22 protein-coding genes are annotated in these 22,865 nt (G+C 71.8%); 10 read left to right on the forward strand and 12 right to left on the reverse strand.

Features of this window, described 5'->3' with window-relative positions; all coding sequences use genetic code 11:
- Nucleotides 1-5: 5 nt before the first annotated feature.
- The 5 genes from ACLQ27_RS10075 to ACLQ27_RS10095 all read right to left on the reverse strand — a co-directional run bounded on the left by ACLQ27_RS10075 (nt 6) and on the right by ACLQ27_RS10095 (nt 5,390).
- Nucleotides 6-1,019 carry a coiled-coil domain-containing protein gene (locus tag ACLQ27_RS10075; protein ID WP_234582418.1) on the reverse strand — a complete coding sequence of 338 codons (1,014 nt, stop codon included), beginning with the start codon at nt 1,017-1,019 and terminating at the stop codon, nt 6-8.
- 190 nt (nt 1,020-1,209) lie between these two features.
- Nucleotides 1,210-2,019, reverse strand: a complete 810-nt coding sequence (locus ACLQ27_RS10080) for an inositol monophosphatase family protein (RefSeq protein WP_425866445.1) — start codon at nt 2,017-2,019, stop codon at nt 1,210-1,212.
- Nucleotides 2,012-2,464, reverse strand: coding sequence for a response regulator (locus tag ACLQ27_RS10085; protein WP_234582416.1), 453 nt, complete (start codon nt 2,462-2,464; stop codon nt 2,012-2,014). Before ACLQ27_RS10085 ends, ACLQ27_RS10080 begins: the two co-directional genes overlap by 8 nt.
- Complete coding sequence (locus tag ACLQ27_RS10090) at nt 2,461-4,194, reverse strand: sensor histidine kinase (RefSeq protein ID WP_425866447.1); 1,734 nt, start codon at nt 4,192-4,194, stop codon at nt 2,461-2,463. The genes ACLQ27_RS10085 and ACLQ27_RS10090 overlap by 4 nt, the downstream gene beginning before the upstream one ends.
- The gene (locus ACLQ27_RS10095; protein ID WP_357494609.1) at nt 4,191-5,390 is read right to left on the reverse strand and encodes a PP2C family protein-serine/threonine phosphatase; all 1,200 of its coding nucleotides are present in this window, start codon (nt 5,388-5,390) and stop codon (nt 4,191-4,193) included. The genes ACLQ27_RS10090 and ACLQ27_RS10095 overlap by 4 nt, the downstream gene beginning before the upstream one ends.
- Before the next feature lie 328 nt (nt 5,391-5,718).
- On the opposite strand from ACLQ27_RS10095, the gene ACLQ27_RS10100 reads away from it, so the two are divergent.
- On the forward strand, nt 5,719-8,139 hold the full coding sequence (locus tag ACLQ27_RS10100) for a M28 family peptidase (RefSeq protein ID WP_425866449.1): 2,421 nt from the start codon (nt 5,719-5,721) through the stop codon (nt 8,137-8,139).
- Between the two features lie 93 nt (nt 8,140-8,232).
- On the opposite strand, the gene ACLQ27_RS10105 is transcribed toward ACLQ27_RS10100, so the two are convergent.
- A complete protein-coding gene (locus ACLQ27_RS10105) occupies nt 8,233-9,174 on the reverse strand; it encodes a threonine/serine dehydratase (RefSeq protein WP_234582412.1) in 942 nt (313 codons plus the stop codon).
- A gap of 41 nt (nt 9,175-9,215) precedes the next feature.
- Nucleotides 9,216-10,235, reverse strand: coding sequence for a hypothetical protein (locus tag ACLQ27_RS10110; protein ID WP_357494962.1), 1,020 nt, complete (start codon nt 10,233-10,235; stop codon nt 9,216-9,218).
- A 279-nt stretch (nt 10,236-10,514) separates the two neighbouring features.
- On the opposite strand from ACLQ27_RS10110, the gene ACLQ27_RS10115 reads away from it, so the two are divergent.
- Nucleotides 10,515-11,330 (forward strand): hypothetical protein, encoded by an 816-nt coding sequence (locus tag ACLQ27_RS10115; RefSeq protein WP_425866451.1) that lies wholly within the window; start codon nt 10,515-10,517, stop codon nt 11,328-11,330.
- Nucleotides 11,330-11,671, forward strand: coding sequence for a hypothetical protein (locus tag ACLQ27_RS10120; protein WP_234582410.1), 342 nt, complete (start codon nt 11,330-11,332; stop codon nt 11,669-11,671). Before ACLQ27_RS10115 ends, ACLQ27_RS10120 begins: the two co-directional genes overlap by 1 nt.
- A 54-nt stretch (nt 11,672-11,725) precedes the next feature.
- Here ACLQ27_RS10120 and ACLQ27_RS10125 read toward each other — a convergent pair whose 3' ends face one another.
- A complete protein-coding gene (locus ACLQ27_RS10125; RefSeq protein WP_357494617.1) occupies nt 11,726-11,974 on the reverse strand; it encodes a hypothetical protein in 249 nt (82 codons plus the stop codon).
- 276 nt (nt 11,975-12,250) lie between these two features.
- On the opposite strand from ACLQ27_RS10125, the gene ACLQ27_RS10130 reads away from it, so the two are divergent.
- On the forward strand, nt 12,251-13,474 hold the full coding sequence (locus ACLQ27_RS10130) for a helix-turn-helix domain-containing protein (protein WP_425866454.1): 1,224 nt from the start codon (nt 12,251-12,253) through the stop codon (nt 13,472-13,474).
- A gap of 99 nt (nt 13,475-13,573) precedes the next feature.
- Nucleotides 13,574-14,152 carry an AAA family ATPase gene (locus ACLQ27_RS10135; RefSeq protein ID WP_425866456.1) on the forward strand — a complete coding sequence of 193 codons (579 nt, stop codon included), beginning with the start codon at nt 13,574-13,576 and terminating at the stop codon, nt 14,150-14,152.
- 25 nt (nt 14,153-14,177) lie between these two features.
- Here ACLQ27_RS10135 and ACLQ27_RS10140 read toward each other — a convergent pair whose 3' ends face one another.
- The 3 genes from ACLQ27_RS10140 to ACLQ27_RS10150 form a co-directional block, all read right to left on the reverse strand.
- Nucleotides 14,178-14,432, reverse strand: coding sequence for a Smr/MutS family protein (locus tag ACLQ27_RS10140; protein ID WP_088987488.1), 255 nt, complete (start codon nt 14,430-14,432; stop codon nt 14,178-14,180).
- A gap of 121 nt (nt 14,433-14,553) precedes the next feature.
- A complete protein-coding gene (locus tag ACLQ27_RS10145; protein ID WP_357494629.1) occupies nt 14,554-14,922 on the reverse strand; it encodes a tetratricopeptide repeat protein in 369 nt (122 codons plus the stop codon).
- Nucleotides 14,923-15,011: 89 nt separating this feature from the next.
- On the reverse strand, nt 15,012-15,782 hold the full coding sequence (locus ACLQ27_RS10150; protein ID WP_357494631.1) for an ROK family protein: 771 nt from the start codon (nt 15,780-15,782) through the stop codon (nt 15,012-15,014).
- Nucleotides 15,783-15,844: 62 nt separating this feature from the next.
- Here ACLQ27_RS10150 and ACLQ27_RS10155 point away from each other — a divergent pair, with 62 nt between their 5' ends.
- The 3 genes from ACLQ27_RS10155 (at nt 15,845) to ACLQ27_RS10165 (ending at nt 18,776) form a co-directional block, all read left to right on the forward strand.
- A complete protein-coding gene (locus ACLQ27_RS10155; RefSeq protein WP_425866459.1) occupies nt 15,845-17,482 on the forward strand; it encodes an ABC-F family ATP-binding cassette domain-containing protein in 1,638 nt (545 codons plus the stop codon).
- A 38-nt stretch (nt 17,483-17,520) separates the two neighbouring features.
- The gene (locus tag ACLQ27_RS10160) at nt 17,521-17,829 is read left to right on the forward strand and encodes a hypothetical protein (RefSeq protein WP_234582398.1); all 309 of its coding nucleotides are present in this window, start codon (nt 17,521-17,523) and stop codon (nt 17,827-17,829) included.
- Nucleotides 17,830-18,050: 221 nt separating this feature from the next.
- Nucleotides 18,051-18,776, forward strand: coding sequence for a methyltransferase domain-containing protein (locus tag ACLQ27_RS10165; protein ID WP_357494635.1), 726 nt, complete (start codon nt 18,051-18,053; stop codon nt 18,774-18,776).
- A 30-nt stretch (nt 18,777-18,806) separates the two neighbouring features.
- On the opposite strand, the gene ACLQ27_RS10170 is transcribed toward ACLQ27_RS10165, so the two are convergent.
- On the reverse strand, nt 18,807-19,814 hold the full coding sequence (locus ACLQ27_RS10170) for a LacI family DNA-binding transcriptional regulator (protein ID WP_425866461.1): 1,008 nt from the start codon (nt 19,812-19,814) through the stop codon (nt 18,807-18,809).
- A gap of 147 nt (nt 19,815-19,961) precedes the next feature.
- On the opposite strand from ACLQ27_RS10170, the gene ACLQ27_RS10175 reads away from it, so the two are divergent.
- Both ACLQ27_RS10175 and ACLQ27_RS10180 read left to right on the forward strand, forming a co-directional pair.
- Complete coding sequence (locus ACLQ27_RS10175) at nt 19,962-21,476, forward strand: alpha-N-arabinofuranosidase (RefSeq protein ID WP_425866463.1); 1,515 nt, start codon at nt 19,962-19,964, stop codon at nt 21,474-21,476.
- 60 nt (nt 21,477-21,536) lie between these two features.
- The gene (locus ACLQ27_RS10180; protein ID WP_357494641.1) at nt 21,537-22,865 is read left to right on the forward strand and encodes an ABC transporter substrate-binding protein; all 1,329 of its coding nucleotides are present in this window, start codon (nt 21,537-21,539) and stop codon (nt 22,863-22,865) included.

Here is a 22,865-nt window from a genome sequence, read left to right on the forward strand (position 1 = left end):
CCGGGTCAGTACATCGAGAGATGAACATGGTTCGTGTGGCTGGCGGCCGGGCTGCCGCTACCGCTGTACGACCGCCACCCGGTGCCCGGATGCCAGATCTGCCGGTACCAGATCACGTAGAGCACACCCAGTCGGTCGGCGTTGCGCACGTGCCAGGCGGCCAGGCTGTCCCCGTACGCCTTGTCGCCGCCTGTCGCGTTCTTGTCCTCGAAGCCGCCCGCGGCGGCCGAGAAGTCGCAGGCCCGCCCCTTCGGGTGTTCGCCGCCGCCGCCCTCACGCTTGCAGGAGACGTACCGCTTGTAGCCGGCGGCCTGGGTCTGCTTCAGGGCGTTGAGGGTGCGCGGGGTGATGCAACCCGAGGTCGTCGGGTCCTTCACCGAGCAGGACTCCGACGGCCAGGACCCGTCGGAGTTGCGCGGCGCGGGCTTCGCGGACGTGGAGCTGCCGCCGCTGAAACCGTTGCTGCTGCCCGAGCTGACCTCGGCGAGAGCCGCCTCGGCCTCCTTCTTCTTCTTCGCCATCACGGCGAGCTGCTTCTGCTGCTCGCGGACCTCGGTGTCGATGGCGATCTTGGCCTGCTGGGCCTGCTGCTTCGCCTCGGTGAGATCACGCAGCCGCTTGCTGTCCCGCTGGGCCATCAGGTCGAGGTCGGCGGCGCGTTGCAGGAACGCCTGCGGCGTGGCGGTGTTGAGCAGCATCGCCGTCGGGGTGAGCCGACCCGCCCGGTACGACTGCGCGGCCACCTCGCCGACCTGGGCGGTGAGCCCGACCAGCCGAACCTCGACGGCCTTCAACTCGCCGGTCAACGCCGTCTGGCGGCGCTTGGAGTTGTCCAGCTTGGCCTTGGCCTCGATGTGACCCTTGGCGGTCAACTCCAGCGCGTCCTGCAACTTCTTGGTGCCGCCCTCACCGGGCTCCGCGTACGCGGGCAACCCGCCCGCGAGCACCAGCGCCACGGCGGCGAGCAGAGGGAGCAGTACGCGGCGAACGCGCCGCTGACTGAGCCTGGTCCTGGGCACGACAGCGTCCTTCCGTCGACCGCCGGCCCCCGGTGAACTCTGCGCGGCGGCGTCCCCGCCGGCGCCGGTCGGCGGCCTGCTGGCGGAGACCGCCGGTCACGATACCGGAACGCGCGCCGGTGACCAGCCCCGTGACCGCCCGCCGGCCCCAGTGTCGACGCAGCGTGCTGCCCTCGTAGCGCAGGGCGGATCAGGAGCCGAGCAGGGCGTCGTGCACCTCGGTCCAGACCTGTTCGTTGGCAGCGACGAGCAGCCCTCGGCCCTCGTCGGCCGGGTGGTAGTCGACGCCGTCGAACCGGCGGGCCACACCACCCGCGGCGCGGACCAGCAGGACACCCGGCGCGTGGTCCCACGGCAGGGTGCGCCAGAAGAGGGTGAACTGCTGCTCGCCGGTGAGGATGTCCAGGTATTCCCGGCCGGCACAGTGCTGGCCGGGCAGCAGCTCGCCGAGCCGCCGACCGCCGGCGCGGACTCGGTCGCGGGCCTCCGCCGGCAGGAACCGCGTCATCGCCGCGCCACGCAGCTCGCCCAGTGGCGGCACCGCGTCGGCGGCGTCGACCGGCTGGCCGTTGAGCAGGGTGCCCTCGTCGACCCGACCGGCGGCCAGCGTCCCGGCCAGCGGGTCGAGAATCCACCCGGCGGTCGGGCGGCCGTCGGTCAGCAGGGCCACCATCAGGGCGAACGGTCTGCGGCCGGCGGCGAAGTTGGCGGTGCCGTCGACCGGGTCGACCAGCCACACGTCCCCGCTGTCGCGCAGGTGCCGCAGCAGCCCCGGATCGTCGGCGACGCCCTCCTCACCCACGACAGTCGAGCCCGGCCGCAGCCTGTGCAGCCCAGCGGAGATCAACTCTTCGGCGCGGCGGTCGGCGACGGTGACCACCTCGCCGGGCGCCTTCTCCGACACGTCGGCGTCGTCGAGCTTGCGGAACAGCGGCAGCACGACCTGGTCGGCGGCCTCCACGAGCAGGTCACCGACGTCGTCGAGCAGGGTGTCAGCCACGAGGCGGCAGCTTGACCACGCTGACGAAGAACTCGTCGATCTGCCGGACCACGGAGATGAAGCGCTCGAAGTCCACCGGCTTGGTCACGTAGGCGTTGGCGTGCAGCTGGTAACTGCGCAGGATGTCCTCGTCGGCCTGGGAGGTGGTGAGCACGACCACCGGGATCCGGCGCAGCTCGTCGTCCTTCTTGATCTCCTCAAGCACCTCCCGGCCGTCGCGGCGGGGCAGGTTGAGGTCGAGCAGGATCAGGTCGGGCGCCACCGCGTCGGCGTACTGCCCCTCCCGGCGCAGGTAGGCGAGCGCCTCGGCGCCGTCGGAGACGACGGTCAGCCGGTTGCGCAGCTTGTGCTCCTCGAACGCCTCCTGGGTCATCAACACGTCACCCGGATCGTCCTCCACGAGCAGGACCTCGATCGGGCTCTTGCCATCCGCCGGCGCGGTCATCCCACCGTCTCCCTCATGTCACCCGTTCTACCGCTTTCCGGCGGCCCGTCGGCCCGGTCCGGCTGGTCCGCCCCGGCGGAATGCTCCGGCAGCGCGGACGACGCCTCGTCCGCGGGCGTCGTGCCCTCCGCCGTCGCCGGCTGCGGCTGCTCGGCGGGGTCGGCGGCGGCAGCCGCCTCCACGTCCTGGGGGCGTGCCGGGAGGGTGAACCGGATGGCAGTGCCCTCCGGTACGTCGGTGTCCACCCAGACCCGGCCGCCGTGATATTCCACGATCTTCTTGACGATCGCCAACCCGATGCCGGTGCCCGGGTACGCGTCCTTCGAGTGCAACCGCTGGAAGATCACGAAGATCTTGTCGGCGAACTCCGGCTCGATGCCGATGCCGTTGTCCTGGCAGCTGATCTCCCACTCGGCCCCGAGCAGCCGAGCCGAGATGTGCACCTTCGCCGGCGCGTCGGGACGGCGGAACTTGATCGAGTTGCTGACCAGGTTGGCCAGCAGGTTGGTGAGCAGCGGCTCCTCGCCACGGATCACCGGCAGCTCGGTCCAGGTCAGCTCGGCGTCGGCGTACTGCCGGGCCGCCTCGGTCTGGCCGGCCACGTCGCCCATCACCTTGTTGAGGTCGACGTCGACGAAGCCTGTGGTGAGCCGGCCGATCCGGGAGAACGCGAGCAGGTCGTTGATCAGGCGCTGCATCCGCTGCGCGCCGTCCACCGCGAAGGCGATGTACTGGTCGGCCCGCTCGTCGAGCTGCCCGGCGTAGCGGCGCTGGAGCAGCTGGCAGAAGCTGGCCACCTTGCGCAGCGGCTCCTGCAGGTCGTGCGAGGCCACGTACGCGAACTGCTCCAGGTCACGGTTGGACCGGGTGAGCTCCTCGGCCTGCTTCTGGAGCTGGCTGTTGACCCACTCGATGCGCTCGCGGGCCTCGCGCACCTCGGCCAGGTCGGAGGCGATCTTCTGGCGCATCGCGTCCACGTCGTCGCCGAGCCGGATGAACTCCGGTGGGCCGACGGTGGCGATGCGGTGCTGGTAGTCGCCCTCGGCGACCTCGCGGACCTGGGTGGCCAGCCCGGTCAGCGGCCGGATCACCATCCGGTCCAGCGAGAGCAGCAGCACCGCGCCGGCCACGACCACCACCAGGGCCGCGATGATCAACAGGAGGACCAGCAGGTTGCTGCTGTTGCGGACGTTCGCGGCGGACTTCTCGCGGGCGGCCAGGATCTCCTCCTGGAGGTCGCCGACCGCCGAACGCACCTCGTCGAACCGCTGCCGTGCCTGCTCGGTGACCAACGCCTGGCCGGCGCGGGTGCCATCCTGTTCGGTAGTGGCGATGACCGGCTCGGCCACGCTCTCGCGCCACTGCTCGGCCGTCTCCTCGACGACCCGCAGCTCCTGGCCGATCTGCGGGTAGTCGTCGAGCAGCCCTCGCATCGCGGCGATGGTGGCCTTCTCCTGGTCGAGCCCAGCCTGGTACGGACCCAGGTCGGCCGGGTCACCGCTGACCGCGTACCCGCGAACCGCCGTCTCCTGGTCGAGCACCGCGTTCAGCAGTTCCTGCGACTGCACCCGCAGCGGGCCGGTCTGGTTCAGGATGGCGTCGATCTGGGTGCGGTTGCGGGCGGCCATCGCCGCCTCCGCGGTGGCCAGGCCGATCAGCAGCACGCCCACGATGGTGAGCAGCGTGATGACCCGGCGGCGCAGACTCCAGCCGCCGCTCACCGGCTTCACCGGCCACCACCCCGGCTGACCAGCAGCATGGCCACGTCGTCGGCGAGCGGGCCGCCGTTGATCTGCTCGGCCCGACCGACCAGCCAGGCCGGCAGCTCGGGCAGCGACACCTCCCGGTTGGCCGGCTCGTCGAGCAGCCCACTCAGGCCCGGCACGTCGAGCCGTTCGTTGCCGGCGCCCACCCGCCCCTCGATCAGGCCATCGGTGTACATCAACAGGGACCAGTCATCGGTGTCGAACTCCAGGTCGTAAGCGATCGGCCGGCGAGGTCGTACGCCCAGCAGCAGGCCGCCGGGCGCGGGCACCGGGACGACCCGGCCACCGGAGAGCAGCAGCGGCGGCGGATGCCCGGCGAGTCGGACGGTGGCCCGATTGGCGTCCAGGTCGAGTCGGGTGGTGGCCACCGTCGCGAAGATCTCCTGAAGTCGGCGCTCACTCATCAGCACCTGCTCCAGTGCGGGCAGCACCTCGTCGTCCGGCACCCCGGCGAGCACCAGGGCCCGCCACGCCACCCGCAGTTCCACACCGAGCGCGGCCTCGTCCACCCCGTGCCCGCAGACGTCCCCGACGATCAGGTCGAGACGGTCCGGACGGGTCTGCACCACGTCGAAGAAGTCCCCGCCGATCAGCGCGGCGTGCCGACCCGGCCGGTAGAAGGTGTGCACCGCCACCTGGTCGGTGGTCATCAGCGGTTGGGGCAGCAGGCCGCGTTCGAGTCGCGCCGACTCGGCCTGACGCAACTCGACCTCACGGAGCCGGCGGGCGTTCACGTCGGCGCGCTTACGCTCGACCGCGTAACGCAGGGCCCGCGTCAGCAGCACCCCGTCGACCTGACCCTTGACCAGGTAGTCCTGTGCGCCCTCGGCGACCGCCACGATGCCCAGGTGCTCGTCCGAGCGGCCGGTCAGCACGCAGACGGCGGCCCCGCTGGACATCTCCAGCACCTGGCGCAGCCCGTCGAGCCCCTGCGCGTCGGGCAGACCCAGGTCGAGCAGCACGCAGTCCACGCCGGTGATCCGCTGCCGCGCCTCGCTGAGGCTGGTCGCGACCACCAGGTCGATCATCGAGTTCGTCTCGGCGAGCAGCTCACCGACCAGGAAGGCGTCGCCTTCGTCGTCCTCCACCAGCAGCACCCGCAACCGCTCGCCGGGCGGCACGTTGCCGTGCCGCGACAGGCCACCGTGCGGGTACGGCACAACGGGGGACGCGGCCAGGCCGCCTCCCCGGTGCGGCCGGGTCACCGCCGCGAGACGCGGGAGTTCGCTGGTGATGTCGGGCTCCTTCCGAGTGCCCTGCTGATCCTGTATTAGACAACGGTCGCACACAACACGATGGGCGCGGCACGGGCGGGGATGGGCCGGATCACTGCCCGCCGTGGGACAAACCGGGCAGCCGGTCGGTGCCCGGGTGGCCGAGCGACCCCGCCGACGGGCGGGAGATCGGTGGACGCCCGGCCATCCCGTCCCCGGCCACCGGAGGGCAGGATAGTGCCACCCCAGGCCCCACCACCTTCGAGGAGTTCGGATGGGCGCACCCCCCACCCCCGTCACGGCGGGCGTACCGCTCCGGCCGAATCCGGGCGTACCCCCGGCCGGCCGTGCGCTGACCCGACCGCGCCGGCGGCTGCTGGCCGCCGCGGCGGCGCTTGTCGCGCTGGCGGCCGTCGGCGCCGGCAGTCTGCTCGACCTGCGCACCCCGACGCCGAGGCCGGCGGACGCGCCGGCCGGCGAGTTCAGCGCCACCCGGGCGTACGAGGACGTCCAGGTGATCGCGGCCCGGTCGCACGTCGCCGGGAGCCCGGCCAACGACCAGGTTCGCGCGCACGTCGAGCAGCAGTTGCGCGGCCTGGGCCTGGAGACGGCGGTGCAGGACACCGTCGCGCCAGAGGCCGGTCAGCTCAGTGGGGCGGCCGGCGGGGCGACGGTGGCCCGGGTGCGCAACGTCGTGGCCCGACTGCCCGGCACCGACCCGACGGGACGGGTGTTCCTGGTCGCCCACTACGACTCGGTGCAGACCGGGCCCGGCGGCAACGACGACGCGGCCGGCACCTCGGCCATCCTGGAGGTGGCCCGCGCGCTGAGCACCGGCCCCCGACCCCGCAACGACATCGTCTTCGTGCTGACCGACGCCGAGGAGGCGTGTCTCTGCGGCGCGGCGGCGTTCGCCGCGAGCCACCCGCTCGCCGCCGACGGCGGCGTGGTGCTCAACCTCGAGGCGCGTGGCTCCACCGGTCCGGTGATCATGTTCGAGACGTCGAAGAACAACGCGAAGCTGGTGGACGTCTTCGGCCGGGCCGCCCCGCACCCGGTCGGCACCTCGTTCGCGGTGGAGATCTACCGGGCGCTGCCCAACGACACCGACTTCACCGCCTTCCTGGACCAGAAGTTCGTCGGGCTGAACTCGGCTTACATCGACGGCGGCGCGATCTACCACACGCCGCTGGACACCCCGGCCGCGATGGACCGGAGCAGCCTTCAGCAGCACGGGGACAACGCGCTGGGCCTGGCCCGGGAGTTCGGCCGCACCGACCTCACCGACCTGCGCTCCGGGTACGACGCCACCTACTTTCCCGTTCCGGGCGGGCTGGTCCGCTACCCCGGCTGGCTCGTCCTGCCGCTGGCAGTGCTCGCGGTGCTCGCGGTCGCGGCGCTGGGCTGGCTGACCCGCCGCAGCGGCCGGGCCAGCACCGGACGGTTGGCCGCCGGCTTCGGCCTCGCTCTCGTGCCGATCGTGGTCGCGCCCGTCGCCGCCCAACTGCTCTGGCTGGCGATCACCGCGATCCGTCCGGGGTACGCGGAACTGCTCGACCCGTACCGGCCGATCTGGTACCGGTTGGCCGTGCTGGCGCTCGCCGCCGCCATCCTGTTCACCTGGTATGCGCTGGTCCGCCGCCGGATCGGCCCGGCCGCGCTCGCCGTCGGCGGGCTGGCCTGGCTGGCGCTGCTCGGGGTGCTGCTCGCCGTGGCGGTGCCCGGCGGGGCGTACCTCACCACTCTGCCGGCCCTGGCCGGCGCCCTCGGCGGGCTGGTCGCGCTGCGGACCCGGCAGACCGGGCCGTGGCCGGTGGTGGCGGTGACGGCCGCCGCCACGGTCGGCGTGGTGATCCTGCTGCCGACAGTGGTGCTGCTCTTCCCCGCGTTGGGCATGGCGATGGGTGGGGTGGCCGCGCTGGTCGCGGTGCTGCTCGGCCTGGCCGCGCTGCCGGTGGTCGACCTGCTGCACCCGCAGGCCGGCGGGCAGCGCGGCCTGGTGGCGCTGCGGGCCCGACGACTCGCGGTGCTGCCGGCCGGGGCCGCCGCCCTGGCGGCGGTGGTGCTCGCCGGGGTCGGGCTGGCCGTGGACCGCTTCGACGCCGCCCACCCCGCGCCCACCCACCTGATGTACGCCCTGGAAGCGGGAACCGGGCAGGCCCGCTGGCTGAGCCGCGAGAGCGACCCACAGCCGTGGACGGACGGCTACGTGGACGGGGTGGCCAGCGTTGCGGACGACTTCCCCGGCCTGGGCGACGGTGAGCTGCGGGCCGGCCCGGCGCAGGCGGCGAACCTGCCGGCGCCGAAGCTCGATGTGCTCGCCGACACCAGCGCCGGCGGTGAGCGCACGCTGCGGCTGCGGCTCACCCCGCAGCGGGCGGTCCGGCTCGCCACCCTGCACGTCGACACGGCGACCGCCACCGTGTTGCGCGCCGAGGTGGCCGGCCGTCAGGTGCCGGTGGAGCCCCGCGCGGGCAGGTGGGGCTTCGGACTGGTCTTCCACGCCCCGCCGGCGGAGGGCGTCGAGGTCACGTTGACGCTGCGGCCGATCGCCGCGCAGGTGGCGCTGCGGGCGATGGACGCCAGTGACGGGCTGGACGCGCTGCCCGGCTTCCGGCCCCGGCCGCCGGCCGTCGGCGTGGTCGGATCGCACAGCTCCGAGATGCTGGCGGTCGCCCGCACGTATCCCCTCTGACGGGACGGCTCATGGTCCGGCGGGGGTGCTCCCCGCCGGACCCGCGGCCCTTGCTCTGCACCCGCGGACGCACCACCCACCTACGGCGCCCGGTCAGTGCGGCGCGGCCGGACCCAGGTCACTGGGGTCGGTGTTGCCGCCGCAGACGATCACCGCCACCCGCTCCCCCGCCTGCGGCACGTACGCGCCACCGACCAGCGCGGCCAGCGCCGCGGCACCACCGAACTCGGCGGCGACCCGCAGCTCCGACCAGAGCAGTCGACGCGCCCGCACCAGGTCCTCGTCGCTGACCAGCACGGAGACCACACCGGTCCGGCGGGCGGTGTCGAACGCGATGTCGCCGATCCGGCGGGCGCCCAGCGAGTCCGTGGCGACGCCGCCGACCTCGATGTCCACCGGCCGGCCCGCCTTGAGCGCGGAGTGCAGGGTGGGGATCTGCTCGGGTTCGACGGCGACGACCCGCACCGACCCGTCGAACCAGCTCGCGATGCCGGACACCAGTCCACCACCGCCGACCGCCACCAGCACCGTGTCGACCCCGTCGAGCTGCGCCTCCAACTCCCGCCCGACGGTGCCCTGACCGGCCACCACCTCCGGTTGGTCGTACGCGTGCACGACCAACGCGCCGGTCTCCCGCGCCCGCTCGGTGCTCGCCGCCAGGGCCTCGGCGTAGTGCTGGCCCACCTGCCGCACCTGCGCGCCCAGCCCGGCCAGCCGCTGCACCTTCACCGGCGACGAGGTCACCGGCACGAAAACCTCCGCCGTCACGCCCAGCGACCGGGCCGCGTACGCCACCGCGAGCCCGTGGTTGCCACCGGAGGCGGCGATCACCCCGGCCGACGGCAGCGGCCCCTGGAGCATCCGGTTGAACGCGCCACGCGGCTTGAACGAGCCGGTGTGCTGGTGCAGCTCCAACTTGAGGCTGAGCTGGCCGGGCACGCCCAGGTCAGCACCATCGACAGCGATGACCGGAGTTTCGCGGACCCGCCCGGCAACCAGCGCGGCAGCGGCCTCGACGTCGCTTCTGTTCACCATCGGAAACGCCCTCTCACTGGGACCGTGGTCGGTGAGCCATCCTATGGAGCGTCAACGGGGTCACCCCTGTCGGCTGCGCGCCGCAACCGGCGGTGCTCGGCGGTCACCACCCCCAGCAGGGCCAGGTCGATCGCGACCACGGCTACCGCGTTGAACTGGTTGACCGTGAAGTTGAAGACCTGCCCGAACAGCAGGTTGACCAGCAGCGCGAGCTTGAAGAACCGGAACGCCTCGATCCGGTTCGAGCGCAGCAGCCACGCCGCCCGCAGACTGAGCACCGCCGTGACCAGCGCGGTGGCGGTGACGCCGAGCACCGCCCCCCACTCGCGCTCCTGGTCCAGCTCCCCGGTCACGCCGTCCAGCAGCACCGCCACCACGACAACCAACGGCTCCACCACCAGGTAGACCACACCCAGCCAGACCAGCCAGCGCTGCCGGGTCGCCCAGGCACCGAGACGCCGGGCCAGGTCCGCCGCCCGCTGCCAGAACCGGGCCGGCGGCGGCTCACGCCGCGGCATCGCGTCCAGCAACTGCTCCACGGCCGCCTCGACGGCCGGCCCCGCGCCCCGCAGGAGACGCCGTACCTCCGCCCGACGCCTGTCGGTCAACCCGGCGGGCTGACCGCTGAGCACCACGTCAAGCGCGTTGGCCGTACGCTCGGCCGGGGTCAACTCCGATCGACCGGTACGCCCACGTACCGCCTGGGTGAGCAGGACGAGCAGGGCGAACGCGACGTAGATGATGGCGGCAGCCGGGGCGTAGAAGTAGTCGGTGCCGGTGGTGACGAACTTGCCCACCTCGTCGATGAACAGGCCGAACCCGACGCCGCCGACGATGGCCCCTGCGGTGCGCGCCCCCTCGCCCAGGAAGATCAGCGGGATCCCCAGGCCGACCGCGAGCAGCAGGCCGCCCCAGAGCACGTGCGCGATGTGCAGCCCGCCGCCGCCGAGCTGCGGATAGTCGGTGGCCTCCAGGTACGCCCGCAGGGCCAGCACGGTGACCACACCGGAGAGCACGAAGGCCTGGAGGTGGGACGCCGCCTCGACCGCCCGGGTCGGCAACCGGCGGACCAGCCAACCAACTCCGGGGCGGTGGCGCGAAGGTCCAGATGACATGTTTCGAAACCTAGTAGCCACCCACTCCGCGCGGACGTGGTCCGGTCGAGCCGGCGATGCCAGCACGGATCCGTTCGTCCCTCGTCGTGGGCACGCTGTCCGCGGTGGCGCCGCTGGCCGCGTGCGCCCTCCTCGTCACGAGGTGATCGGCGCCAGCTCGCCGACCTGGAGTCGATCGCTCAACCGGGGCCGCGGGACGTGGCACGGCCGGGCAGAATGCCACCCATGCGCCGGCTCACCACCGTTCTCTGCCTGCTGACTGCCGTGCTGCCGGGAGTGGCTGCCTGCGCGGCGCCGCAGACACGGCCCGGAGCCGCCGCACCCAGCGCGTCCGCCGCGTGGAGCACCTACCAGGCCGAGGTGAGCGGCGTGACGCCCGGTCCGGGTGCCCGGGCGGTGACCGTGCAGGTCGAGGCGCTCGCTGGTGGCGATGGTTGCTCCCGCAACGTGCGGGTCGACAACCAGACCGAGGAGAACGGCGTCATCTTCGCCGACATCGTGCAGGATTCGGCCGGGTCCGCCATCGTTGGCGCCTGTCCGACCTTCGAGCCCGCCGAGGTGACCCTCACGTCGGAGGAGCCGATCGGCGACCGCCCGCTGTCGCTCAACCAAAAGACGTGGGCGCTGAAGAACGGCGCCTACAACCGCTGCGACGAGAACCTGGGCTGTAACCCACCCAAGGATCGCTGCGACCCGACCTGGACGCGTGCAGCCGTACGGGGGATGGACGTGTCCCGCCACTCGCAGGGTCACGTCGAAGCCTGCGACGGGAACTGGCTGGTCATGACGGTGCCGGACGACCCGACGTCGTGCGGCGTCGAGCCGCGCCCGGGGTGCGAGGTGAACACCGCCGTACGGCGCTACTTCCTGCGGAACGAGCCGGCCGGATGGTCGATCGTCGCCCGGACCACGTCGGGTGGGTGCGACGCGGTCCGCAAGGCAGCGATCACCTTCCCCCGGGCACTCTGCGCCAACCTGAAGCCGACGGCCCGGCTCGTCACCGTGGCACCAACGCCGCCGTCCGGTCGGCCCGGCGGCTGATGGCCCTGTCGCCGCCACGTCCCGACGTCAGCAGCAGGGCCGCGTTCCTGGTGATGATCGGCTGGTATCTGGCCATCGTCGTGGCGTTCGGCCTGTTCCTCGGCACGCTCTCCGGCTCGGTTCCGGCGGGCTGCGGGGAGGTGTGCGACTCGGAACGGTCCCGGATGCTGCTGTTCGGGCTTTACGTCGCCCTGCCGGCGATGTTCCTCGCGCTGCTGGTCAGCCTGGTGACGCTAGCAGTGCTGGTCCCCCGTACGCGGAATCGCTCGTCGGCCCTGGTGGGCACCCTCAGCGCGGTGCTACCGCTGGCCGCGTGCGGCCTCCTCACCGCCAGCCTGTGACAGTGCGCCCAGTCGGAGTAGGACATGACCCGTCGCCTGGGTGGACGCCGCCCATCAGCGCGTCCAGGCCACGAACCGCTCGTACAACTCGGCCGGCGCCACCTCGGGCAGCTCCACGACGACGACGAAGAGCAGCCCACTGACGTAGATGGAAAGGCCGATGCGGTCACACCCGTACGCCTCGGCCAGGCGTACCCGCGCCGGATGGCACGGCCAGGGCGTGTCTGCCGCACACGTCTGACAGTGCCACTGCGGCCGGCGCGGCAGGTGCTCCCCGTCCATCCGGCGATCGAGCGCTGACACCGACCGTTCAGCCCGATTGGCCCGCGCCGTCTCCCACTCTCCGGCCATCACAGAGCCGCCCGCCCACCGTCGTGGTTGCCGTCCCGCGCCGTGATTTCATGCGCGCCGGACCGCTGTGGATAGCAGGTCGCTGCGCCGGTCTTGTCCAACTGGACCTGATTCCGTCTGCTCCACCAGCGTTTGAACCGCTCCCGAACCGCCACCACGCCTCCCGCCGGTCACTGCGCGTGCTCGTCCGATACACCCTGCGGCGGTACGCTCACATCGGTCGACGGGTTGCGCGTTGCCAACCCGCATCGGCAACCCGGCAACTCCGGCGGGAGGCGAGACATGCCAACATTCGGCGCCCGAATGCGGACAGCGCGGGAAGCTCGCGGCCTCAGCCTGGCCGCTCTCTCGGAGCTGCTGCCCGCCGACAAGGGGCACCTCTCCCGCCTCGAGAACGGCCGTCGCCGACCGGGTGAGGATCTGGCCCGCCGGATCGACGACGTCCTGGCCGCTCGTGGGGAGCTGATCGCCTGCGCCGCCCTGGATATCGCCGCCGCCTCCGACACCCGGCCGTCGGAGACCGTCGAGCTGCTACATCGAATGCACGCCAGCGACACCGCCCCCGCCACCATCGAAACGTTGCGGGCGACCGTAACCGAGTTGTGCTGCCAGTACGGGTGGCGCGACGCCGGGGAACTCCGCGCCGAAGGTCAGGGTTGGCTGCGCGAGGTCGCCCGACTGCTGCAGCGCCCCACCGGGCTACGGCAGCACCGCGAACTGCTGGTGTGCGCAGGCTGGCTGGCGCTGCTGATCGGCTGTGTCGAATACGACCTCGGCAAACGCGCCAGCGCCGAGGCCACCCGCACTGCCGCCCGTCAGCTCGGCGAGGAAGCCGGTCACGCCGGCATCACCGGCTGGGCGTGGGAGATGACGGCCTGGTTCGCACTCACCCAGTCCCGGCACGAGGCAGCGTTGACTGCCGCCCGAGCTGGGCAGGAAGCGGCCGGCCGGCAGCGGGTGGGGGTGCAACTGATCGCGCAGGAAGCCAAAGCGCTGGCACGACTCGGCGACCTTCAGGGCGCGCGGGCGGCGCTCGATCGAGGTCGGCGGCTCCTCGACGACCTCGGTGCGCCAGACCGGCCCGACAACCACTTCGAGGTCGATCCTGGCAAATGGCTGTTCTACGCGATGGACGCCTACCGCCTCGCCGAACACGACGCTCTCGCCGAGCACTACGCCAACGAGGTTCTGCGCCTCGGCACCGGATCGGACGGCATCGAGCGGTCACCCATGCGGATGGCCGAAGCCAGACTCACTCTCGCCGCCACAGCCCTGCGCGCTGGCGAGCTGGATCGGGCCGTCGAGGAGGGGGTGGCGGCGTTCGCCGCTACTCGGCGGTCCCTGCCCTCGCTGCTGCTCGTCGCCGGCGAAGTTGACGTCGAACTTCAGCGTCGCTTCCCCCACGAGCAGGCCACCGCCGACTTCCGAGACGCGCTGAACGCCATTCGGTAGCCACACCCGTCGATGGGGCTGACGCAGCGTTCTTGTTCATCAAGCACCAAGGCGTCCAGCGATACGGGTCGCTGATCCGGTCGAACTACCCTCACCGTCATGCCGCACCTGGACGCCACTGATCCCCTGCCGCGCCGTCCCCGCCGCGTCCTGGTCGCCGGGACCTCGGGCGCCGGAAAGACGACCCTCGCCTCCCGCATTGCCATCTCGTTGCAGGTGCCACACGTGGAGATCGACGGCCTCTTTCACGGACCTTCGTGGACCAGACGTCCCTCCTTCGAAGAAGACGTACGGCACTTCAGTGCAGGCCCCTCCTGGGTGACCGAGTGGCAGTACGAGGCGGTTCGCGCCCACCTCGCCGATCTCGCGGACCTGCTGGTGTGGCTGGATCTGCCGAAGATCACCGTTATGCGCCAGGTCGTCCGGCGGACCGTCGTCCGCCGTCTTCGACGCCGGCGGCTCTGGAACGGTAACGTCGAACCGCCGCTCTGGACCCTGTTCACCGACCCCGAGCACATCGTCCGCTGGGCGTGGAACACACATTCACAGACGGCCGCGCGCATCGCGGCGCTGGCGGCCCGGCGTCCGGACCTTCCCGTGGTGCGCCTTCGCAGTCACGCCGCCGCCGATAGCTGGCTGCGCGGCCCGCTGAAGCAGGCTCAGCCCAGCAGGTCGTGACTGTGGCTGCCTCCAGCGGCTTGAGCTACTTCCAGCGGAAGTGGACGAAGAGGCGGCCGAAGTTCTTCGAGTCCTTCTCCACCCGGTGGTAGAGCTGTTTGACGTCCTTCTGGTCGAGGAACCGCAGCACCCGCTTCTTGAGCTGCCCCGACCCCTTGCCCGGGATGATCTCCACGAGGGTGGCCTTCTTCGCCACCGCCTCGTCCATGATCCCGCGCAGCGCGCGGTCGATGTCCTGGCCCTTGTTGAAGATGTCGTGCAGGTCCAGCTTGAGCTTCATGCCGCAGCCCCCGGCCGGTCAGGTCCCATGTCCGCCATCCTAGGCACGCCCGTCGGCCCGCCCGCCGGACGACGAAGGGGCGGCCCGTAGGACCGCCCCGTGCTCGTCACCAGTTCTGCGCTCAGCGCGTGCCGCCCACCCGGGTCTCCACCCGCTGCAGCGCGATCCGGTAGTCGTCGTTGGCCGCGTACATCGCCGCGGCGATCCGCAGGTGCCGCAGCGCGTCGGTGTGCCGGTTCAGCCGCTCCAGCGTCCGCCCGAGCACGTGGTGCGCGTAGTGGTCGCTGGGGTCCCGCTCGACCAGCTCGCGCAGCTGCTCCTCGGCCCGGTTGAGCTGGGCCGACTGGAAGTACGCCCGGGCCAGCAGCTGCCGGACAGCCGCGTTGCCGGGTTCGGCGTCGACGATCGGTTCCAGCAGTCGGGCCGCTCCGCTCGGGTCACCGGTCTCGAAGAACATGGTCGCCCGCCGGTAGTCCGCCAGAAGATCCATCTGCCCACCTCCTCGGGTCGCGCCGTCACCTGTTCCGACGCTGGCACAACACTGGGCGTTTGGCGACTGTTCCCCGTGTCGAAATCGGGTCAGGTGCGGGCGTCCCGGCGGCCGGCGGCCAGCTCCCAGGCGCGGACGCCGCCCACGATCCCGGCCGTGTTCGGCACCACCACCACATCGTCGCCCATCCGGGCCAGCTGCTCGGGCCGGATCAGCCGGGAGTTGCCCCCTCCCAGGTAGAGCCGGTCCCACCGGAACACCGGGCGCAGCCCGTCCACCACCTGGCGGATCCGCCGGGACCAGAAGGCGTCGCCGAGCCGCCGACGCTCCGGCTCCCCCACGTACGTGTCGTACGTGGTGCCCCAGCGCACCGGCGCGTGCGACAGCTCCAGGTGCGGCGCGAGCACGCCGCCGTCGAAGAGGGCGCTCCCCAGCCCTGTTCCCAGGGTCAACACCAGTTCGCAGCCGGTACCGGCAACCACACCCGCCCCGTGCACCTCGGCGTCGTTGAGCACCAGCGCGGGCACCCCGAACGCGTCGGCCAGCGCGCCCCGCGCGTCCCAGCCGGACCACTCGGCAAGCAGGTCCGGGTCGACGCGGGAGCGGGGGCCGCTGCGGGTGACGTAGTGCGGGGTGGCCACCACCACGCCGTGCCGGATCATCCCGGGTACGCCGACCGTCAGCCGGTCCGCCGTGGGCAGTCGCCCGCCCAGCTCCAGCAGGGTCTGGACGAAGAGCGCGGGCGGCAGCGGGTACGGGGTCGGCACCCGCAGCGGCCGGGCGCGCATCGTGCCGGCCTCGTCGAGGACCGACGCCTTGATGCCCCCGCCACCGCAGTCGATCGCCAGAGTGGTCACCACGTCGTTGAGTCTGCCCGCTGCCGTCGGCTCTTATGCGGGCAGCCGGATAGGCTGCCGTCCTGATGAGCGCCACGATGATCGTCAAGGACCTGGCCGCCGGGCACGGGGACCGCCCACTCTTCTCCGGGCTGGACCTGGTCGTCGCCCCGGGCGACGTGGTCGGCCTGGTCGGGCCGAACGGGGCCGGCAAGTCGACGCTGCTGCGTACCCTCGCCGGATTGTTGCCGGTCGAGGCCGGCAGTGTGCGACTAAGCCCGCCCACCGCGAGCGTCGGGCACCTGCCGCAGGAGCCGGAACGGCGACCGGGCGAGACGGTACGCGACTTTCTGGCCCGCCGGACCGGGGTGACCGCCGCGCAGGCGGCGCTGGACGCGGCCACCGAGGCGCTGACCGCCGGGACGGCGGGCGCGGACGACGCGTACGCCGACGCGTTGGAGCGCTGGCTCGCCCTCGGCGGCGCGGACCTGGACGAGCGCGCCGAGCAGGTGAGCGCCGACCTGGGCCTCGCGGTCGACCTGGACCACCCGACGACCGGGCTGTCCGGCGGTCAGGCGGCCCGCGCCGGGCTGGCGTCGCTGCTGTTGAGCCGGTACGACGTGTTCCTGCTCGACGAGCCGACCAACGACCTGGACCTGGCCGGCCTGGAGCGGCTGGAGGAGTTCGTCACCGGGTTGCGCGCCGGCACGGTGCTGGTCAGCCACGACCGGGAGTTCCTCACCCGCACGGTGACCCGGGTGCTGGAGCTGGACCTGCCGCAGCAGCAGGTCAATCACTTCGGCGGCGGCTACGCGGCCTACCTGGAGGAGCGCGAGGTGGCGCGGCGGCACGCCCGAGCCGACTTCGAGGAGTACGCCGACACGAAGGCCGGCCTGGAGGCGCGGGCCCGCACCCAGCGTGGCTGGATGGAGAAGGGCGTGAAGAACGCCCGCCGCAAGGCCACCGACAACGACAAGATCGGCCGTAAGTTCCGCAGCGAGTCGAGCGAGAAGCAGGCCGCCAAGGCCAAGCAGACCGAACGGCTGATCGAACGACTCGACGTGGTCGAGGAGCCCCGCAAGGAGTGGGAGCTGCGGATGGAGATCGCTGCCGCGCCCCGCGCCGGCGCCGTCGTGGCCACGCTGCGACATGCGGTGGTACGCCGGGGAGGCTTCACCCTCGGGCCGGTGGACCTCCAGATCGACTGGGCGGACCGGGTCGCGGTGACCGGTGCGAACGGTTCGGGCAAGTCGACCCTGCTGGCCGCGCTGCTCGGGCGGCTGCCGCTGGACGAGGGCACCGCCTCGCTCGGGCCGGGAGTGGTCATCGGCGAGGTGGACCAGGCCCGGGGGCTGTTCCTCGGTGACGCTCCGTTGATCGACGCGTTCCACGCGGCCGTACCGCACCTGACGCCGGCGGACGCGCGGACCCTGCTGGCCAAGTTCGGGCTGCGGGCGGCGCACGTGCCGCGGCCGGCGGCGACCCTCTCTCCCGGCGAGCGGACCCGAGCGGCGCTGGCCCTGCTCCAGGGGCGCGGGGTCAACCTGCTGGTGCTCGACGAGCCCACCAACCACCTCGACCTGCCCGCCATCGAGCAGCTCGAATCGGCGCTGGCCAGCTACCCGGGCACGCTGCTGCTGGTCACCCACGACCGGCGGATGCTGGCCGCCATCGAGACGAACCGTCGGCTGCGGGTCGACGCCGGACGGATCGCCGAGGATTGATCCGTGCCGAAGGGCCGGGCCGGGGTGAGAATGACGCCATGCTCAAGTGGGAGTACGCCCTGCTGGTCCGCCGCCGCCAGGCGGCGACCAACGACCTCGGCTGGGAGGTCGTCTTCGTCTGGTACGGCCCGGACGGCTCGATGGTCGACGTGACGCCGTACGGCGACACCGCGTTGGCTCACCTGAACCGGGCCGGCGACCAGGGCTGGGAACTGGTCGCGATGAGCGAGGACCCGTCCCTGCCCGGCAACAACGAGTTGCACCGCTACCACCTGAAGCGGCCGAAGCCCGCCGCCCCGCAGCCCCGCCAGCGGATGCGCGGCAGCCGTCGCACCCTGTCCGGCTGACCGCCGTCGCGGACGCCTGGATCGGCGCGGCCCCACTCCGCGAGGCCACCCTCCGATGAGCGTGATGACTGGGCGGCATCTTGATGCCGCCCAGTCATCACCCTCGACCGGGAGGTGCCTCGGACGGCCGACACGCCAGCCGACAGCCGGGCAATCACGAAACGGTGGAAACGGGAATACCGGGCGCGTGGGCGGGTAACGCGCGGCGGGAGGTGGCCCGAATGGTCGCTTTGGCACAGACTCCGCCCTCGGCCGACCGGCTGCGGTTGATCGACGAATCCCTCGCGCAGGCGTGGGCGGACCAGGTCCGGCACGACGACCGCCTGCGCGCTCTGGCGGTCGAGGTGCGCTTCGACCGGGGGGTCGCCCATCTCACCGGGGAGGTGGCCGAGCCCGCCGAGCTGCGGCTGGTCCGCGACCTGGTGGGGCGGCTGGCCGGCGTCTACGGCGTCTGGTGCCGCGTCGGCGTCGGTGGCCGGGAGCCGGTGGTGGTGGACCTGGGGTGCGGGCCGACCAAGCAGTGGTCGAGCAACCTGGGGTTGGACATCTACCCGGCGCCGGGGGTGGACGCGGTCGCGGATCTGTCCGGCTCGCTGCCGCTGGCGGACAAGTCGGTGGACGTCCTCTTCGCGGTGCACATCCTGGAGCACCTGATCGACTTCCTGCCGCTGGTGGACGAGTGCCACCGCGTACTGCGTCCGGGTGGCGTCCTGCACGTGATGAGCCCCTGGTGGGGGCACGTGAACGCGGTCGCCGACCCGACGCACGTCCGGCTGATGGACGTGCAGACGTTCAAGGGGATCTGCCAGCTCCGACCGCCGGGCACCCCGCGCTGGTATCCGCTGCACGCGGGCTGCGACGGCGCCTCGATCTTCGCCGACCTGACCCCCCTGCCTCCGGAGGCCGACCCGGCACCCCCGTCCCACCTGGCCCGCTTCTTCGACTGAGCACCGGCAGACGGCGAACCCGGTGCCGGATTACGGGGCCTGGGTGGACTCGCGGATCTCCAGGCGGTAGGGGGCGGAGAGCTCCTTCGCCGGGGCGGCGCGGTCGCCGTCCAGGCGGTGGGCCAGGAGTTCGACGGCCAGTTGGGCGATCCGCTCCTTGTCCGGAGCGACAGTGCTCAGGGTCGGGATCGAGAACCTGCCGTCCTCGATGTCGTCGAAGCCGACCACCGCCACGTCCCCGGGCACCCGCAGGCCGGCCTCGTGCAGGGCACGCAGGGCGCCCAGGGCGAGCGTGTCGTTGAAGCAGAAGACGGCGTCGGGGCGTACACCGGCGGTGAGCAGGCCGCGCATCGCGGCCGCGCCGTCGGCGCGGTGCCAGGCCGGCGCGGGCGCCACGAGGGTTTCGTCGTAGGGCAGGCCGGCGGCGCGCAACGCCTCGGCGTAGCCGGCCAGGCGCAGGCGGGCGCTGGCGCCCTCGTCGGTGCGCTGCGAGCCGATGGCCGCGATCCGACGGTGGCCGAGCTGGATCAGGTGGTTGGTGATCTCGCGGGCGGCGGTCACGTTGTCGATCACCACGCGGTCGGCGGGGCCGTGGTCGACGCGCTCGCCGAGCAGCACCATCGGGGTGCCGTCCAGGCCGGCCAGGTCCTCGGCGGTGAGCGCCAGCGGGCTGAAGATCAGCCCGTCGATCAGGTGGTCGGTGATGCCGGAGGCGACCACCCGCTCCTGCTCGCGCCGGCCGCCGGTCTGGTCGATGAGCACCGTCCAGCCGTAGTCGGCGGCGGCGGTGACCACGTAGCGGGCGAGTTCCGCGAAGTACGGGATGTCCAGTTCCGGCACCGCCAGGGCGATCACCCCGGTACGCCCCTTGCGCAGGTGACGGGCGGAGAGGTTGGGCCGGTAGTTCAGTTCGGCGATGGCCTCCTCGACCCGGGCCCGGGTGTCCGGACGTACGTGCACGTAGCCGTTCACCACGTTGGAGACGGTCTTCACCGAGACGCCCGCCCGTTCGGCCACGTCCTTGAGCCTGTGTCGCACGCCGCAACCTCCCCGATGTAACCCAGCGCACCATACCTCGTCAGCAGCTCTTTACAACGTTGCCTACAACGTTGTAGAAACGAGGGACGCCGGGTGGGCGGTGACTGCGGTCACCCGGTTCCGGCACTGAGGAAAGGTGGCATCCCCTTGCGGACCGCGCAGCTGACGATCGACCCGGCCTTCTCGATCGGGCCGGCCGACCGACGTCTCTTCGGCTCGTTCGTCGAGCACATGGGGCGGTGCGTCTACGGCGGCATCTACGAGCCCGGCCACCCCAACGCCGACTCCCGCGGCCTGCGGCGCGACGTGCTGGACCTGACCCGCGAGCTGGGCGTCTCGGTGGTCCGCTACCCGGGCGGCAACTTCGTCTCCGGCTACCGGTGGGAGGACGGCATCGGCCCGGTCGGTGACCGGCCGCGCCGGCTCGACCTGGCGTGGAAGACGATCGAGACCAACGCGTTCGGGCTTGACGAGTTCATGACCTGGGCCGCCGAGGCAGGTGTCGAGCCGATGATGGCTGTCAACCTGGGCACCCGGGGTGTCCAGGAGGCGCTCGACCTGCTGGAGTACGCGAACCACCCGGGCGGGACCGAGCTCTCCGACCTGCGGCGCAAGCACGGCGCGGAGGACCCGTACGGCGTGCGGTTGTGGTGCCTGGGCAACGAGATGGACGGCCCGTGGCAGGTCGGCCACAAGACCGCCGACGAGTACGGGCGGCTGGCCGCCGAGGCGGCCCGCGCGATGAAGATGATCGACCCGTCGATCAGCCTGGTCGCCTGCGGCAGCTCCAACCGGCGGATGCCCACGTTCGCCGCGTGGGAGGCGACAGTGCTGGAGCACACCTACGAGCACGTCGACTACATCTCGGCGCACACCTACTACGACCCGTCCGACGGCGACCAGGCGAGCATCCTGGCGTCGGCCGTCGACATGGACAACTTCATCACCGAGGTCGTGGCGACCGCCGACCACGTGGCCGCCAGGCAGCGGCAGAAGCGCAAGCTGAAGATCTCGTTCGACGAGTGGAACGTCTGGTACGAGTCCCGCCTCCAGGCCGACCTGGACCGGCGTGGCTGGGTCGAGGCGCCCGCGCTGATCGAGGACGACTTCACGGCGGCGGACGCGGTGGTGGTCGGTGACCTGCTGATCACCCTGCTCCGGCACGCCGACCGGGTCGGGGTCGCCGCCCAGGCCCAGTTGGCCAACGTGATCGCGCCGATCCGCACCCGCAACGGCGGCCCCGCCTGGCGGCAGAGCATCTTCCACCCGTTCGCGCTGACCGCCCGGTACGCCCGGGGCACCGTGCTGCGCACCGAGCCGGTGTCGCCGCGCTACGACACGAAGAAGTACGGGGACGTGCCGGTGCTCGACACGGTCGCCGTGCACGACGAGGAGACCGGCGAGCTGACCGTCTTCGCGACGAACCGTGACACGACGGACCTCGCAGTGGACATCGACCTGCGCGGCCTGCCAGGACTGTCCGGTTACTCCTTCCAGAGCATCGCCGCCGGGTCCGACCCGTCGGCGACGAACACCGAGGCCGAGCCCGACCGGGTGACGCCGCGGGAACTGCCCACCCCCACCCCCGACGGCGGCCGGTGCACTGTGCGTCTGCCCGCCGTGTCGTGGAGCGTGCTGCGCTTCGGCCCGACCGGCGTCTGATGTCGTACCGGTTCTGAGCAGGCACAATTCATCCCGTCCCCCTCCAAGGAGAGATACAGCATGATCCAGAACGACATGAGCCGGCGACGCCTGCTCGGCCTCGGTCTCGGAATCGGTGCCGCGGCCTCGCTGACCCTCGCCGGCTGCGGCGGCGGCGACAGCACCTCCGGGCCGGCCGCCGGTAACGGCGGCAAGGAGTACACCGGCCCGAAGGTCGACCTGAAGCTGTGGAACGGGTTCACCGGCGGCGACGGCGACATCTTCAAGGCGCTGGTCAACCAGTTCAACACCGAGCACAAGAACATCGCGGTGTCGGTGGCCACGTACCAGTGGGAGGACTACTACAACAAGCTCCCGGGTGCGGCCTCCAGCGGCAACGGTCCGGACATCGCGGTCATGCACATGGACCAGCTCGCCACCTTCGCCGCTCGTGGCGTGATCACCGAGCTGGACGACGTGGCCAAGAACCTGGAACTCTCCGAGGGCGACTTCGCCCCGACCGTCTGGAAGGGCGGGATCTACAACAACAAGCGGTACGGCATCCCACTGGACATGCACCCGCTGGGCTTCTACTACAACAAGGCCGTCATGCAGAAGGCCGGCCTCGACCCGAACAAGCCGCCGGCGACGAAGGACGACTACACGGCTGCCCTGGCCGAGCTGAAGAAGGCCGGAGTGCAGGGCTTCTGGGTCAGCCCGTTCCAGTTCACCGGCGGCATGACGTTCTACTCCCTGCTCAACCAGTGGGGCGCCACCCTCTTCGACGCCGAGGTCGCCAAGGCGACGTTCAACACCGACCCGGCGGTCGAGGCGTGCACCTGGCTGGTCGACATGATCAAGCAGGGCTACTCGCCGGCCAACGTCGGACAGGACGCCGACTACCTGGCGTTCAAGAGCGGCAAGAACGCCTTCACCTGGAACGGCATCTGGCAGATCAACGACCTCAAGAAGAGCCCCGAGGTCCAGTGGGGTGTCGCCCCGCTCCCCCAGATCGGCAGCAAGCCGTCCGCCTGGGCCAACTCGCACAACTTCACCATCGTCAAGCAGCGGGCCAACGACGCCAACAAGGTCTCCGGGGCGAAGGTCTTCATCAACTGGCTGAGCCAGCACTCGCTGGACTGGGCCAAGGGCGGGCAGATCCCGGCCCGCAAGGAGGTCCGTGAGGGCGCCGAGTTCAAGGCGCTGCCGGAGATCTCGTCGCTCGCCCCCGAGCTGGAGTACGCGGCCTTCCCGCCGGCGGCACCGGGCCTGGGCGAGGTCATGACGACCTTCTACAACTCGTTCAACGAGGCCGCGCTGGGCAAGAAGTCGCCCAAGCAGGCGCTCGACGACGGCGTGTCCAAGGCCAACAAGCAGCTCGAGGACAACCGCAAGAAGTACGGGAGCTGA

Source organism: Micromonospora sp. DT63 (genome assembly GCF_049841615.1).
Classification (GTDB): Bacteria; Actinomycetota; Actinomycetes; order Mycobacteriales; family Micromonosporaceae; genus Micromonospora.